Raw genomic sequence first — 14,059 nt, forward strand, 5'->3', positions numbered from 1 at the left:
GGGCAAACTAATCTTTCAAATGATCGACATCTACGAAACCGAATTCAGGAAGGCCGACCTCAACCTGCTGGTCGTCTTCGCCGCCCTGATGCGCGAGCGCAGCGTCACCCGGGCCGCCGCCGCCCTGCACCTGAGCCAGGGCGCCACCAGCGCCGCCCTCGGCCGCCTGCGCGGACTCTTCGACGACGAGCTGTTCACCCGCACCCGCAGCGGCGTCGAGCCGACGCCGCGCGCCGTCGAACTGGCCCGCCGTATCGAACCGGCCCTCGGGCTGATCCACGGAGCCGTGACCGACCGGGACCGCTTCGACCCGGCCACAGCCCGGCGCACCTTCACCCTGGGCATGTCCGACGATCTGGAGGCCGCCCTGCTGCCCCGCCTGCTGAACGTCACGTCCGCGCTGCCGGGCATCCGGCTCGCCGTGCGGCAGGCCAGCCGCAACACCGTCGCCGACATGATCGACCGCGGCGAGGTCGACCTCGGCGTGGCCGCCGCCCCCGCGCACCGCGCCGACCACCGCAGCCAGGAACTGATGACCTCCGGCTACACCTGCCTGTTCAACCCCCGCCTCCTGCCGCTGCGGACCCCGCTCACCCTCGACGACTTCCTGACCCACCCCCACCTGCTGATCTCCTACGACGGGCGGCGCGGCATCGTCGACGACATCCTGGAAGCACGCGGACTCGACCGCCGGGTGATCGCCTCCACCACCCACTTCGCCGGAGCCGCCCTCCACCTGGCCACCCTGCCTGTCCTGGCCACCCTCCCCGCCCACGCGGCCACCGTGTACGCCGGCCTGCTGGGCCTGACAGCCACCGCGCCGCCCATTCCGATGCCCCAGTACGCCGTCAGCTCGATGTGGCACGAAACCCTCACCGACGATCCCGCTCACCTCTGGCTCCGCCACCTGGTCGAGGAGGCGGCGCAGCTGCGGTAGGCGGGCGGCTGGGAGCGATGGTCACCTATCGGGCACAGACATGAGGGTGGCGGTCAATACGGGCGAACCAAGGGCGACCGACTCGACACCGCGGCGGCGACACCGGGCCCGGGTCCTGGTCTTCCGAACCTTTCCGACCCGGGTTCGTAGGCAGACCAGGCCGACTCACGCACGGCCGGCCGGACAGCCGGGCGACGGAGATTCACCACTGGTGGTTCACCACTGATGGTTCACCGCTAACGGTCCGTCACTGATGGTTCGTCACTCACCGGTGTACGACCCGGCGGGCGTGTCACTCCGCCGCTGTCACACCCCGCTTGCGCAGGTCGGTGACCTCGCCGGCGCGGCGGAGGGCGTCCTCGTCGGTGCGGGCGTCATAGCTGAGGAGCTTGGGCAGCACGGCCGCCAGCACCCCCACCGTGGCGACGCAGGCGAGCCCGCCGGTCCAGATCGCCGGGCGGGCGCCGGTCCAGCCGGCCATCGCTCCGGCGCGGACCTGACCGAGTTGGGGGCCGACACTGTAGGAGAGGACCTCGATGCCGGCGAGCCTGCCGCGGATCCGGTCGGGAATGGTCTGGTTCCAGATGGTCGAGCGGCCCAGACCGCTCAGCATGTCCCCCGCTCCCGCGAGGCCGAGGCACACCAGCACCAGCCAGATGTTCGAGGTCCAGCCGGCCGCCGCGACAGCCACGCCCCATCCTGCGGCGCCGAACACCACCAGCAGGCCGTGGCGGCGTGTCCGGGACACCCAGCCGCTGGTCAGGCTGACGAAGAGTGAGCCGACGGAGCCTGCCGCGTACATCAGGCCGAGCGACCATTCGGCGTCGAGTTCGTCGGCGAGGAAGGGGAAGATCGTGTTCGGGAAGGCGAAGAACATCGCGGCGAGGTCGATGGCGTACGTGCCGAGCAGGACCGGCCTCGACCAGGCGTACCGGGCTCCTTCGAGGATGCCGTGCCAGGAGGGCCTGGCCGCGTGCTCGACGGGCGGCACGGCCGAGAGGCGACGGCACATCAGGACCGACGCGGCGAAGCCGGCCACGGTGGTGGCGTAGGCGGGAACGTTGCCCGCGTACGCCACCACCAGCCCGGCCGCCGCGGGGCCGGCGATGGCCCCGATCTGCCAGCGCAGGGCGTTCAGTGCGGCCGCGGCGGCGAGCTGGTCGTGCGGGACGATGCGGGCCAGCAGCGAGTCCATGGCGGGCCGTTGGAGGCCGGCGAGTGCAGCCACTCCCGCGGCGACGACGTACAGGGGCCACAGCATGGGGCTGGGCAGCATCGCGTTCACCAGCAGGACGACCGCGAGCAGTCCCAGGCCCGCTTCGGTCAGCAGGATGACCTTGCGCCGGTCCACCGCGTCGGCGAGGGCGCCGCCATACAGTCCGAACACGACGAGGGGTACGAGTTCGACGGCGCCCATCGCGCCCACGGCCAGCGGTGATCCGGTCAGGTCCTTGATCTGGAGCGGCAGCGCGATCAGCGCCATCACACTGCCCAGGTAGGTGACCAGGCCCTGTACCCACAGGAGGCGGAAGTCCCGGGAGGTGTGCCAGGGCGAGAGGTCGGGCAGCAGTGCGGTGAGTCTCGATGTCACCGGTCGGCTGCCTTCGGCGCGTTCACGGGCGGCGCCGCCCGGTGCCCGGCACCGATTCCGTCGGCCTTCGAGTGGTGGCGCCCGATGGGCAGGACGAGGGGTTTGCCGGAGATCGGGTCCTCGATGACACGGCTCTCCATGCCGTACACGGCTTGGACGGTGTCCTCGGTCATCACTTCTTCGGGGGTCCCGGCGGCGTGCAGCGCGCCGGATGCCAGGGCGACGAGGCGGTCGGCGTAGCGCGCGGCCAGGTTGAGGTCGTGCAGGACCATGACGATCGTGGTGCCGCGGGTCCGGTTGAGGTCGGTCAGCAGGTCGAGCACCTCGATCTGGTGGCTGATGTCGAGGAACGTGGTGGGCTCGTCGAGCAGCAGGAGGTCGGTCTGCTGGGCGAGCGCCATGGCGATCCACACGCGCTGGCGCTGGCCGCCGGAGAGTTCGTCGACCGACCGGTCCACCAGCTCGGTGGTCCTCGTGGCTTCCAGCGCGACGGCCACCGCCTCGTCGTCCTTGGCCGTCCAGCGGGAGAACGCGCGCTGGTGCGGGTGGCGGCCCCGTCCGACCAGGTCGAGCACCGTGATGCCCTCGGGGGTGACCGGCGCCTGCGGCAGCAGGCCCATCGTGCGGGCGAGTTCCTTGGCGGGGGTGCGGTGGACCTCCCTGCCGTCCAGGACGACCCGCCCGGTACGCGGGGTGAGCAGCCGGGACATCGAGCGCAGCAGGGTCGACTTGCCGCAGGCGTTGGCGCCGACGATCACCGTGATCCGCCCGGCCGCGAGGGTCAGGTCCAGTCCCTCGATGACGGCACGGTCGCCGTAGCCGAGTGTGAGGTTCTCGGTGGACAGGGTGTGGGACGCGGTCACAGTGAGCCTCCGGCCCGGTTGGTGCGGACGATCAGGTAGACGAGGTAGGGGGCGCCGAGGACGCCGGTGACGACGCCGACGGGGTAGCGGATGTCGAAGGCGTACTGGCCGGTGAAGTCGGCGACCAGGACGAGCAGGGAGCCGACCAGGCCCGCGGGTATCAGCAGCGATCCGCTGTTGCCGACCAGCCGGGCGGCGATCGGGCCGGAGAGGAAGGCGACGAAGGCGATGGGCCCGGCGGCGGCCGTCGCGAAGGCGATGAGCCCGACGGCCGCGACGATCACGACGACGCGGGTGCGTTCGACGCGGACGCCGAGTGCGGACGCCGTGTCGTCGCCCAGGCTCAGTGCGTTCAGGTTGCGGCCCTGGGAGAGCAGCACCGGACTGAGCACGAGCACGGCGAGGACGGCGGGCACGGTCTCCTGCCAGGAGGTGCCGTTGAGACTGCCCGTGAGCCAGCGCATCGCCTCCTGGAGGTCCCATTCGGCCGCCTGCGACAGGACGTACGAGGTGACGCTGTCGAGGAGGGCGGAGATACCGATGCCGATCAGGATGAGCCGGGTGCCGGCGACCCCGTCCCGGAACGCGAGGGTGTAGACGAGCAGTGCCACCCCGAGCGCGGCGGCGATGGCGAGGACCGAGACCTCGGTCTCGCTCAGTGAGAGGACCACGATGGCGATGGCCGCGGCGGCGCTCGCACCCGCGCTGATGCCGATGATGTCGGGGCTGGCGAGCGGGTTGCGGAGCATCGTCTGGAAGGTGACGCCGGCGATGCCGAAGCTGAATCCGGCGGTCAGGGCGAGTACCGCGCGCGGCAGGCGCAGGGTACCGACGGTGAAGGAGGCGCCCGGCACCTGCTCCCCCATGATCACGCGCAGTACGTCGCGGGCCGGATAGTAGGTGTGCCCGGCCATGAGGGTCGTGGCGAACGCGGCGGCGACGAGGACCAGCAGCACGAGGACGAGCAGCCGCCTGCGTCGGGCGCGGGCGACCCGGGTGCGGGCGACCCGGGTGACGGTCCGCGCCACGGACTGGCCGGGGACGGCGGGGGCAGTCACAGGGATCTGACCTTCTGTCGGCGGACGATGTGGATGAAGAAGGGGGCACCGACCAGCGCGGTCACGATTCCCACGTCGATCTCGGACGGCCGTGCCACGACCCGGCCCACCACGTCCGCGGCCGTCAGCAGGACGGCGCCGCTCAGCGCGGAGAACGGCAGCAGCCAGCGGTGGTCCACGCCGACCAGCAGGCGGCAGGCGTGCGGTACGACGAGTCCGACGAAGCCGATCGGTCCGGCGACGGCGGTGGAGGCGCCGCACAGGACGACCGCCCCGAGTGCGGCGGTGGCCCGGACGAGGGCGACGCGCTCACCGAGCCCGGCGGCCAGGTCGTCGCCGAGGGCCAGCGAGTTGAGGGCGCGGGCGGAGGCCAGGGAGAGCACGAACCCCACGGCGAGGAACGGCAGGACGCTGCCGAGCTGCTCGTACGAGGCACCTCCGACTCCGCCGATCTGCCACAGCCTGAAGGTGTCGGCGATGTCGTTGCGCGGCAGGACGACGGCACTGACCAGGGAGGCCAGCGCGGCCGAGATGGCGGCGCCGGCGAGGGCCAGCTTCAGCGGGGTGGCGCCGCCCCGTCCCAGTGAGCCGACGCCGTAGACGAAGGCGGCGGTCAGGGCGGCGCCGAGCATCGCCACCCAGATGTAGCCGGACGCCGAGGCAAGGCCGAAGGAGGCGATGGCGGTGACCACGGCGAGGGAGGCGCCCATGTTGACGCCGAGGATGCCGGGGTCGGCCAGCGGGTTGCGGGTCACCCCCTGCATCACCGCGCCGGCGAGTCCGAGGGCGGCGCCGACGACGACGGCGAGGAGGGTACGCGGAATGCGTTTGGCGACCGCGGCCTGTTCCAGGGTGTGGTCCGCCCCGCCGAGCGCCGACCACACGTCGGACCAGGCGACATCGCGGGAACCGAAGGCGAGGGAGGCGGTCATGACGGCGATCAGGACCGCGGTGACGGCGAGGAGCGAACTGACGCGCACACGCGCCGGACGCCGTAGCGGGACGGTGTCCGGCGCACGCGGGATGTCGGTGACGCTCACGCGGCCTTGTCCGCGGCCTTGGCGAGTGCTGCCACGTAGTCGTCCAGGACGTACGGGATGGAGAGCGGGGTCGGGTTCGCGGCGGTGGCCAGCGGGGTGCTGCCGGGCAGCAGATAGAGGGAGTCCCTTGCGACCGCGGCCAGCTTCGACGTGAGCGGGTCCTTCTTGAGCGCCTTCAGCAGCTCGCCCTTGTCGTCGCCGTAGCCTGTGATGATGTCGACGTCGTTGAAGTCGTCGATGCGCTCGGCGCTCTTGGTGAGCACGAACTTCTTCGTCGACCTGGACGGCCCGGAGACGCTGGCCGGGATCTTCATGCCGAGGTCGGTGAAGAACTGCGTGCGGGTGTCGTAGGTCGTGTAGTAGCCGACCTCACTGACGTCCTTGGACGACACGTGGGTCATGAACATCGCCGACTTCCCCTTCAGCTGGGGGTACTTGGCGACGGTCTTGTCTATCTGCCCCTCAAGGTCGCCGATCAGGTCGTCGCCCTCGGCGGCCAGTCCGATGGCCTTGCTGTTGAGACGGATGATGTCGCGCCACGGGGTCGCCCAGGCGGCCTCGGGGTAGGCCACCACGGGGGCGATCTGGCTGAGGGTCTCGTAGTCCTGCTTGGTCAGCCCGGAGTACGAGGCGAGGATGACGTCCGGCTCGGTGTCCGCGACGGCCTCGAAGTCGATGCCGTCGGTCTCGTCGAACAGGACCGGCGTCTTGGCGTCGAGTTCCTTGAGGCGTGCCTCGGTCCAGGGCAGCACCCCGTTGTCGTCGTCGTCGCCGAAGTTGGCCTTGGCCATACCGACGGGAACGACACCGAGGGCCAGCGGCACTTCGTCGTTCGCCCAGTTCACGGTGGCGACGCGCTTCGGCTTGGCGGGGATGGTGGTGGTGCCGAGCGCGTGCTTGATCTTCACGGGGAACTGGCCGGAGCTTTTCGCGCCGGCGTCCGAGGCGCCGTTGTCGTCCGTGTCGTCGGACTGGCCGCCGCAGGCGGTGAGTCCGAGCAGGAGTGTCGCCGCGAGGGCGAGCGCGCGAAGGCGTGGGCTTCTCATCGACCCTTGTTCCACTTTCCATCAGGGGTTCCGGGCGGGCTCATACACGAAGGCCCGCGGACCGCGGGCCTTGGAGTGGGGCGCCACGGACACACCAGAAACTTAGGTAAGGCTTACCTGATGAGCGTATGGATTCGGAGAGGGCGAATCAATCGAGCTTTTTCGACAGCCCTTGTTGCGATCGGGACATGAACCGGCCCTGTACGAGGCTGTCGATGCCGTGAGCCGGTCCGCCTCTCCGGCCTGCGTCAGTGCGCCCGGAAGCGGCCCGGAGTCATTCCCGTCGTACGCCGGAAGGCCACCCCGAAGGCGCTCGCCGAGCGGTAGCCCACCGCGTCGGCGACCACGTCGACCTCGAACCCGAGGGACAGCAGCTGCACGGCGTGCTGGGCCCGGACCGAGGCCACCCATCGAGCGAAACTCGTGCCTGTCTCCGCCCTGAACGCGCGGGTCAGCGTGCGCGCGCTGCATCCCAGGGAGGCGGCCCAGCCGGTCAGCGTCCGCTGGTTGGAGGGATCCGCCCGGACCGCGTCCACGATCGGCCGCAGCAGCGCGGAGGTCGGCAGCTGGACCAGCAGCGCGCGGGGTGACGGCCGCAGTACGTCGAGGACCATCGCCTCGGTCACGGACCGGGACCGGGGTGACAGGTCCGCCTCCCCCAGCCTCTCCAGCAGGAGGCGGAGCAGTGGCGTGATCTCCACGGCCACGGGCTCGTCGGCCAACGCCGACAGCGTTCCATGACGGAAGAAGTGGGCGCGGTAGGAGGTACCCGCGATCGCGGACGCGGAATGCAGCTGCCCGGCCGGCATCCACAGCCCCAGGGCCGGCGTGATGCACCACACCTGGGAACCCACCACTGCCGTGGATGCCCCGCGCTCGTTCCAGAGGAGTTCGTGCCAGGAGTGCGAGTGTTCGTTCCACGCCATGTCGGCGGTGACGATCTCCTCGTAGCCCTGGATCACGAACGGCACGTCCACCTCGCCCGCGGCGAGCGTGGGCAGCTCTCTGGTGACGCGCATCCCCCGAGGCTAACCGGCACCGGTCGAGCACGCGGAAGCAGTCCCACCGGGAACCGGCACCGCCTCCGCCTCCGCCTGCCGGGCACATGACTCGGGCCCGCGCCCGCGCCCGCGTGAGGCGTTCATGTTCGAGCAGGGGCGTGAGCTGTGATCTACGGCATGAACTTCACGCACATGCCGGAGCTGGGCTGGAGCTTCGGATACCCCTTCGCCATCGGTCTGATGGGGGTTGTCTGCGGCAGTCTGTACGTGAATTTCAAGCGGCGGGACAGACTCACGAGGCGTATTCGTCCGAGATCTCGGTGGCGTAGTTCTTCCAGAGCGGTTGCATGGTCTCGGCGTTGACCGGCTGCCCGGAGTCGAGCATGGCCTTGAAGTCGCGGAAGTACTGCACGTACAGGTCCGGTGTGAAGGTGTTCAGCATGACCGCGTTCTCGTCGCCGACGTTGGCGAACGTGTGCGGCGCCCCGGTCGGCACGATGACCCAGGTGCCCGGCCCGGCGTCGTACTGGTCCTCGCCGACGGTGAAGCGGAAAGTACCCGCCAGCACGTAGAAGCCCTCGTCGTGCTGGGCGTGGCGATGCTGCAACGGGCCCGGCGTGCCCGGCGGAATGGTGACCTCGGCGAACCCCAGCCGGTGGTCGGTGTGCTCGCCGTTCTCCAGGATGCGGATCTGCTGCGCCCCGCTGCCGAGGATCTCGCCCTCACCGGGGCGGACGATGTTCACCTTCGCCACGACTTCTCCTCTTGTTGTTGCGTGTCTTGGTCACCACCATCCTTGTTCGGGCCGGCTGTGCGCGTCCTGGTCGTCCGTGCACGGTTGCTGGTAACCAGTGCACGGGCGTTGTAGCCGTACGTCGCCTTGAAGAGCTTGCTGAAATGGGTGGGATCGGAGAATCCCCACCGGGCGGCGACGGCGGTGACCGTACGTCCGCTGCCGGTCAGCTCGGCCCGGCAGCGCTCCAGGCGGCGACGGCGGATCAGGGCCGCGACGGTGAGCGGCTGGTCCTCGAACAGCTTGTGCAGCCGACGTACGGACATGTTGTGGGCGACGGCGATGCCGCGCGGGGACAGATCGGGATCGGCCAGCCGGGCCTCGATGTAGCCGGTGATCCTGCTCCGCAGCCATTCGTCCGGGGCCGGTTGTTCGTCGCCGAGCCGGGCCTCCAGTGCGACCGCGATCAGTTCGACGACGGCCGCCGCCGACCGCAGCGCCTCCGCCTCGCGGAACTCGGTCGCCGACCGCGCCGACTGCCGGGCCAGCACGGAGACGAGAGCGCCAGGGCCGTGGCTGCCGTCGATGCGTACGCCGATGAGCCGGTCGATCTGCGCGGGCCTGATCCGGAGCTCCCGGCGCGGAACCAGGATGGTGACGTGCGCCGCGGCGGTGCTCTCGAACCGGACCGTACGCGTGGGATCGAGCAGCACCAGGTCGGTGGGCCCGAGTTCGGCGTCGCCGCGCCCCTGCTCGATCCGCGTGCGGCCCCGGGTCATCACCTTGATCGCCAGGTTCTCGCCGTCGGAGGCGTCGCGCTCCCGCCCGGTGCAGGCGCTCTCGGGTATGTCGAGGGAGACCAGCCGCAGCGGCCCGAGGGCACGGGTGGTGATCCCGCCCCGGAAGCCGGCCCCGGCCAGCTTGTTGACCAGCCGCGGGAAGCCACTGGCGGCCAACTCGTCCTGGAACGACTCAAGGTTGCCGATCACCGGTCAAGGATAACGGCGGCACTTCCGCCCGGGCGGTACGCCGTGACTCCGGCGGATCGCACCCCTGTTGCCCCCTGTGCCGCTGTGAAGGTTTGTTGAAGGCTGGCGAGCCGTGTCGTGTTCAAGTCGCGCGAGGGGACCCGAGTTGGCCGGTTCTGCGTGCAACGTGACTTGTTCCAGCGGATGTTGAGGCTATTTCAGGGCGTAGCGGGCGCTCTGGAGGGGCAGCCCGCGGTGATAGCATCGCGGCGTCTGCGGCCTTGATCAACTTTGTGGTGATCTGAGGCCAGCCTGCTCTTCGTAGTAGCGCTCATGCAGTTCCCAAGGTGTGCGCTGCGGATCTTTCTGAGGCGCGTTCCGGCGATGTCTGCATGTCGCGCCCCGGGAAAGGTATCGATGAATCGAGACGTGCTCATATGGTGCCTCGGTGCTGCGGCGGTGATAGCCGCCGCCGCAGTCCTAGCACTCGTCGTCCGCAACAGAGCTCTGGGAGCAAGAAAACGACAGTTCGAGAGTGAGTCGGCGCACCGGCTGGCCGAGGCCCAGAGCAGGCTCTCGACCGCTCTGGGCGACTTGCAGAAGTTCCGTGCCGAGCAGGACGACGCGCTGCGGGACGCCGAACGGACGGCGGAGGAGAGCACCAAGGCGGTCCTCAAGGGCGCGGTGCGCTTCCTGCAGAGCCTCGCGGCCGAGCAGACCACGCTCCTGGACGGCATCCAGCGCAAGCACGGCGGACACGCGGTCCTGTCCGACCTGCTGGACGTCAACCACGCCACCGCCCAGATGGCCCGCAAGGCCCAGGGCATCGCGGTCATGTGCGGCGCGCCTCTCAGCCGCCGCAGCCAGCCCGCCAGCGTCTACGACGTGGTCCGCAACGCCCAGGGGCAGATCCGTAACTTCAACCGCGTCGAGATCATGCAGCAGAGCGGGATGGCGCTGAAGGCGTCCGCCGTCTCGCCCGTCGCCCTCGCCGTCGCCGAACTGCTCGACAACGCCGCCAGTTTCTCGCAGCACGACGCACCCATCGAGGTCACGTTCCAGCGCGTGCAGAAGAACCTGTGCATCGTGATCGACGACGCCGGTGTCGGCATGAACGACGAGGACCGGCAGAAGGCGACCGTGCTGCTGTCCGGCGCCACCGCCCCCCGCCTGTCCCAGCTCGGCGCCCAGCCGAAGTTCGGTCTCCCCGTCGTGGGCCTGATCGCGAGCCAGTACGGGTTCAAGGTGGACGTCACCGGAGTCTCCCGGTACGGCGGCGTCCGGGCCGTCGTCCTGCTGCCTGAGGAGCTGTGGACCATGGAAGAGACCCCGCAGGCCCCCGCTCAGGAAGCCCCGGTGCGCCGGATCCGGCGTATCCCCACCAGGGAGGACGAACCCGAGAGCCGCACGGTGCACGGTCTGCCCAAGCGGGGCGAGCGGCAGTCCCCCACGGCGAGCGTCACTGACACCGGGAGTTCCACCGGCGGAGCCACCCGCCCGTTCAAGAAGGCCCGGGGGGCCGGCGGCCTGGCCGCCATCCAGCGGGGCACCATGTCGGGCCGTGCTGTCGAGACCCCGTCGTCCGAAGGGACCGAGGACGCATGACCACAGACATGTCATGGATGGTCAAGGACATCGTGGACAACGTCCCCGGGGCCCGGCACGCCGTCGTGCTGTCGGCGGACGGGCTGCCGCGTGGGGCCACGGACCGTCTCACCGACAAGGACGTGAAGACGATCTCGGCCGCCATGTCAGGGATGCAGTCGCTGAGCCGCGCCACCGCGCACTTCGTCGGCGCGGCGCAGGAACAGCAGTGGAACCAGACGGTCATCGAGTTCTCCCACGGCTGGGTGTTCCTCATCGGGGCGGGACAGGGCGCCTATCTGGCCGCCGCCGCGGAACCGGACGTCGACCTGCAGCAGTTGTCGTTCCGGATGAACCGGCTGGTCGCCAGGCTGGGCAACAACCTGACGTCACCGCCGCGGGCCGGTCTCGACGACCCCTCCCGGACGAGCGACGCCGTGCGGCCCCAGCGCGTCGAGGCCGGCGGTTCGAACTTCGTGCTCGAGCAGCTGGACCAGGTCGTCGACGAGGTGGACGGCGCCCTGCACGCGCTGCTGCTCGGCGCCGACGGTCTGCCGCGCGGGGCGACCTCGGGGATAGGTCAGGATCTCGCGGACACGATGTCCGCGGCCATGACCGGCATTCACGCCTACAGCCGTGCGGCGGCGGATTTCGCGGGCGGCTCCCAGGACGCCGAATGGCAGCAGACGGTCATCGAGTACCAGCACGGCTGGATCTTCCTCATCGCGGCCGGGGACGACGGCTTCCTGGCCGCCGCGGCCGAACACGCCTGTGACATCGAGAAGTTCACGACGCGCCTGTGCGACGCCGTGCCCGGGATCCTGGCGCCTGAGAGCCGGGGAGAGAGGGCCGACCATGTCTGACGGATCGGACGAGGAGCTGGAGCTCACCACCCCATTAGTCCCTCTCTTCGTGATCACGAACGGGCGTGGCCTCCCCTCGGACCACGAGTACGAGCACACCGCACTGGTGACCGCGCACGACAGCGGCTCGTCGGCGGCCGCGCGTGCCCTGTCACCCGAGGCACGCAAGGTCATGAATCTGGTCGCCGACGGATTCCTGTCGGTGGCGGAGGTCTCGGGCCACACCCACCTGCCCCTGGGCATCGTGCGGATCCTGCTGGCGCAGCTGGAGGAGGACGGCCTCATTCTCGTACGCAAGCCCATTCCCCGCGTCGAACGAGCCGAACGCGAACTCCTCAGCGCCGTGCTGGATGGCCTCAGAACCAAATTCGGAGCGTAAGCCGTGTATCTGAATCCAGACACCTCCAACTCGGTCAAGATCCTCGTCGTGGGTCATTTCGGGGTCGGGAAGACCACCCTGATCGGCAGCATCTCCGAGATCGAACCGTTGCAGACCGAGGAGGAGATCACCGAGGCCAGTGAGGGCTTCGACGATCTGTCGGGGACGCCGAACAAGACGACCACCACCGTGGCCATGGACTTCGGCCGTCTCACCCTCAGCGACACCCTCGTGCTGTACCTCTTCGGAACCCCCGGGCAGGAACGATTCAAGGAGATGTGGGAAGCACTGTCACGGGGCGCGCTGGGCGCCCTCGTCCTGGTCGACCCCACCCGACTGCACGACAGTTTCCCCATCCTGGACCTGGTCGAGCGCTTCGGCCTGACGTACACCATCGGCGTCAACCACTTCGAGGGGACCGTCGAGTACCCGCTCGACGAAGTCCGCGAGGCGCTCAACCTCGCGGAGGACACCCCGATCGTGCACTGCGACGTACGCGACCGCACGTCCTCGGCGCAGTCCCTCATCACCCTCGTGCAGCACCTCATGTCCATACTCGGCTAGGAGCCGGCATGCAACACCAGATCAACTCCCACGCGACACCGCCGCCCGGGTGCCCCGCGCACGGCAACACCCAGCTGTTCGGCCCCGAGTTCGGCTCCGACCCCGAGCGCCACTACGCCCACCTGCGCTCGCTCGGCCCCAGCGCCCCCGTCGACATCGCCCCCGACGTCGAGGTCGAACTGGTCACCAGCTACGACGCGGCCCTGTACATCCTGCAGAACCCGGCCTCCTTCGTCCGCGACTCACGCCGCTGGAACGCGCTGAACGAGGGCCGGGTCCCCGCGGGCAGCCCGGCACTGCCCATGATGGGCTACCGGCCCAACGCCCTCTTCAGCGACGGTGCCGCCCATGCCCGGCTCCGCCAGGCCGTCACCGACAGCCTCGCCAGCGTCGACGAACTCCAGCTCGTGCGGCAGACCCAGCAGTCCGCCGACTACCTGATCAGCCAGTTCTCCTCGGACGTGCGCGGCCAGGCCGATCTGATGGCCGACTACGCCCAGCCGCTGCCCCTGCTCGTCTTCAGCGACCTGTTCGGCTGCCCGCCCGAGATCGGCGACCGCGTCATCGCGGGCATCAGCGGCATCTTCGAAGGCACCCCCGGCGCCGACCAGGTCCTGGGCGGCGCGCTCGGCGAACTCATCGCCCTCAAGCACCGCCGGCCCGGCAACGACGTGACGACGCGGCTCATGCAGCACACCGCGGGCCTCACCGACGAGGAGGTGCTGCACCAGCTCGTGACCCTGCTCTCCGGCGGCACCGCGCCTCTGGCCGCGGCCATCGGCACGAGCAGCGCGCTGTACCTCGGCGAGGACTGGCCGGCCGGACTCCCGGTCGAGGACGCGGTCGTCCAGACCCTGTGGAACTACGCGCCGATCGCCAACTACGCGGCCCACTACCCGACCCACGACGTCGACCTGGGCGGCCGGGTCCTGCGCGCCAACGACCCGGTGGTCATCTCCTTCGCCGCGGCCAACACCGACCCGAAGCTGACCGAGCACCGCGAGCAGCTCAGCGGCAAGGCCCACCTCGCCTTCGGTGCCGGACCGCACGCGTGCCCCGCCAAGGACCCGGCGTTCATGATCGCCGTCACCGCCGTCGAGTCGCTCCTCAACCGGCTGCCCGACGTCGAGACGCGCGTCCGCTTCCAGGACCTCGCCTGGGTGCCCGCGCCGTGGAGCCGGTCCCTGGTGAGCGTCCCGATCCGGTTCACCCCGCGCAGCGCGACCCAGACCGGCGCGGAGTCCTCCCGGTCCCAGGACGCCTCGCCGGCGCACGCGGCGCAGCACTCCACCGCCTCGTACCAGCAGCCGGCAGGGCACTCCGCGTCCAAGGCCAAGTCCGGTCTTTTCAGTCGGTTCCTGGCATGGACCAGGGGTGAGTGACGTAAGTAACCCTATGAGGACACAGTGTTATTGGATGCTTCAATAACCCC

14 protein-coding genes and 1 pseudogene are annotated in these 14,059 nt (G+C 69.9%); 7 read left to right on the forward strand and 8 right to left on the reverse strand.

Annotation, left to right across the window (positions count from 1 at the left end):
- Window positions 1-19 precede the first annotated feature (19 nt).
- Entirely contained in the window at window positions 20-937 is a 918-nt protein-coding gene (locus ACZ60E_RS14710; RefSeq protein WP_469440563.1) for a LysR family transcriptional regulator, read from the forward strand.
- A 292-nt stretch (window positions 938-1,229) separates the two neighbouring features.
- Here ACZ60E_RS14710 and ACZ60E_RS14715 read toward each other — a convergent pair whose 3' ends face one another.
- The 6 genes from ACZ60E_RS14715 to ACZ60E_RS14740 form a co-directional block, all read right to left on the reverse strand.
- The gene (locus ACZ60E_RS14715) at window positions 1,230-2,528 is read right to left on the reverse strand and encodes an MFS transporter (RefSeq protein ID WP_469440565.1); all 1,299 of its coding nucleotides are present in this window, start codon (window positions 2,526-2,528) and stop codon (window positions 1,230-1,232) included.
- Window positions 2,525-3,391 (reverse strand): ABC transporter ATP-binding protein, encoded by an 867-nt coding sequence (locus tag ACZ60E_RS14720; protein WP_469440567.1) that lies wholly within the window; start codon window positions 3,389-3,391, stop codon window positions 2,525-2,527. Before ACZ60E_RS14720 ends, ACZ60E_RS14715 begins: the two co-directional genes overlap by 4 nt.
- Entirely contained in the window at window positions 3,388-4,449 is a 1,062-nt protein-coding gene (locus ACZ60E_RS14725; protein WP_469440569.1) for a FecCD family ABC transporter permease, read from the reverse strand. The genes ACZ60E_RS14720 and ACZ60E_RS14725 overlap by 4 nt, the downstream gene beginning before the upstream one ends.
- Window positions 4,446-5,489, reverse strand: a complete 1,044-nt coding sequence (locus ACZ60E_RS14730) for a FecCD family ABC transporter permease (protein ID WP_469440571.1) — start codon at window positions 5,487-5,489, stop codon at window positions 4,446-4,448. Before ACZ60E_RS14730 ends, ACZ60E_RS14725 begins: the two co-directional genes overlap by 4 nt.
- Window positions 5,486-6,535, reverse strand: a complete 1,050-nt coding sequence (locus tag ACZ60E_RS14735) for an iron-siderophore ABC transporter substrate-binding protein (protein ID WP_469440572.1) — start codon at window positions 6,533-6,535, stop codon at window positions 5,486-5,488. The genes ACZ60E_RS14730 and ACZ60E_RS14735 overlap by 4 nt, the downstream gene beginning before the upstream one ends.
- A gap of 248 nt (window positions 6,536-6,783) precedes the next feature.
- The gene (locus ACZ60E_RS14740; RefSeq protein WP_384799494.1) at window positions 6,784-7,554 is read right to left on the reverse strand and encodes a helix-turn-helix transcriptional regulator; all 771 of its coding nucleotides are present in this window, start codon (window positions 7,552-7,554) and stop codon (window positions 6,784-6,786) included.
- Window positions 7,555-7,704: 150 nt separating this feature from the next.
- On the opposite strand from ACZ60E_RS14740, the pseudogene ACZ60E_RS14745 reads away from it, so the two are divergent.
- Window positions 7,705-7,830, forward strand: a pseudogene (locus ACZ60E_RS14745) (CorA family divalent cation transporter); the annotation flags it as partial.
- On the opposite strand, the gene ACZ60E_RS14750 reads toward ACZ60E_RS14745, so the two are convergent.
- A complete protein-coding gene (locus tag ACZ60E_RS14750) occupies window positions 7,829-8,290 on the reverse strand; it encodes a cupin domain-containing protein (RefSeq protein ID WP_385837167.1) in 462 nt (153 codons plus the stop codon). The pseudogene ACZ60E_RS14745 and the gene ACZ60E_RS14750 overlap by 2 nt on opposite strands.
- Window positions 8,278-9,258 carry a helix-turn-helix domain-containing protein gene (locus ACZ60E_RS14755; protein WP_469440575.1) on the reverse strand — a complete coding sequence of 327 codons (981 nt, stop codon included), beginning with the start codon at window positions 9,256-9,258 and terminating at the stop codon, window positions 8,278-8,280. The genes ACZ60E_RS14750 and ACZ60E_RS14755 overlap by 13 nt, the downstream gene beginning before the upstream one ends.
- Window positions 9,259-9,654: 396 nt before the next feature.
- Here ACZ60E_RS14755 and ACZ60E_RS14760 point away from each other — a divergent pair, with 396 nt between their 5' ends.
- Genes ACZ60E_RS14760 through ACZ60E_RS14780 form a run of 5 tightly spaced genes read left to right on the forward strand, consistent with a single transcriptional unit; the run spans window position 9,655 to window position 14,009 of the window.
- A complete protein-coding gene (locus tag ACZ60E_RS14760; protein WP_385837165.1) occupies window positions 9,655-10,842 on the forward strand; it encodes an ATP-binding protein in 1,188 nt (395 codons plus the stop codon).
- The gene (locus ACZ60E_RS14765) at window positions 10,839-11,684 is read left to right on the forward strand and encodes a roadblock/LC7 domain-containing protein (RefSeq protein ID WP_384799512.1); all 846 of its coding nucleotides are present in this window, start codon (window positions 10,839-10,841) and stop codon (window positions 11,682-11,684) included. Before ACZ60E_RS14760 ends, ACZ60E_RS14765 begins: the two co-directional genes overlap by 4 nt.
- Window positions 11,677-12,063, forward strand: a complete 387-nt coding sequence (locus tag ACZ60E_RS14770) for a DUF742 domain-containing protein (RefSeq protein ID WP_384799515.1) — start codon at window positions 11,677-11,679, stop codon at window positions 12,061-12,063. Before ACZ60E_RS14765 ends, ACZ60E_RS14770 begins: the two co-directional genes overlap by 8 nt.
- Window positions 12,064-12,066: 3 nt before the next feature.
- On the forward strand, window positions 12,067-12,627 hold the full coding sequence (locus ACZ60E_RS14775) for a GTP-binding protein (RefSeq protein ID WP_384799518.1): 561 nt from the start codon (window positions 12,067-12,069) through the stop codon (window positions 12,625-12,627).
- Window positions 12,628-12,635: 8 nt separating this feature from the next.
- The gene (locus ACZ60E_RS14780) at window positions 12,636-14,009 is read left to right on the forward strand and encodes a cytochrome P450 family protein (protein WP_469440582.1); all 1,374 of its coding nucleotides are present in this window, start codon (window positions 12,636-12,638) and stop codon (window positions 14,007-14,009) included.
- Window positions 14,010-14,059: the final 50 nt, after the last annotated feature.

The organism is Streptomyces sp. NPDC102514, assembly GCF_055584525.1.

Excerpts from the sequence above, each read along its gene's own strand:
- ACZ60E_RS14740 (WP_384799494.1), bottom strand. The coding sequence starts at position 7,554 with ATGCGCGTCACCAGAGAGCTGCCCACGCTCGCCGCGGGCGAGGTGGAC.
- ACZ60E_RS14765 (WP_384799512.1), top strand. The coding sequence starts at position 10,839 with ATGACCACAGACATGTCATGGATGGTCAAGGACATCGTGGACAACGTC.
- ACZ60E_RS14780 (WP_469440582.1), top strand. The coding sequence starts at position 12,636 with ATGCAACACCAGATCAACTCCCACGCGACACCGCCGCCCGGGTGCCCC.
- ACZ60E_RS14710 (WP_469440563.1), top strand. The coding sequence starts at position 20 with ATGATCGACATCTACGAAACCGAATTCAGGAAGGCCGACCTCAACCTG.
- ACZ60E_RS14760 (WP_385837165.1), top strand. The coding sequence starts at position 9,655 with ATGAATCGAGACGTGCTCATATGGTGCCTCGGTGCTGCGGCGGTGATA.
- ACZ60E_RS14770 (WP_384799515.1), top strand. The coding sequence starts at position 11,677 with ATGTCTGACGGATCGGACGAGGAGCTGGAGCTCACCACCCCATTAGTC.
- ACZ60E_RS14735 (WP_469440572.1), bottom strand. The coding sequence starts at position 6,535 with ATGAGAAGCCCACGCCTTCGCGCGCTCGCCCTCGCGGCGACACTCCTG.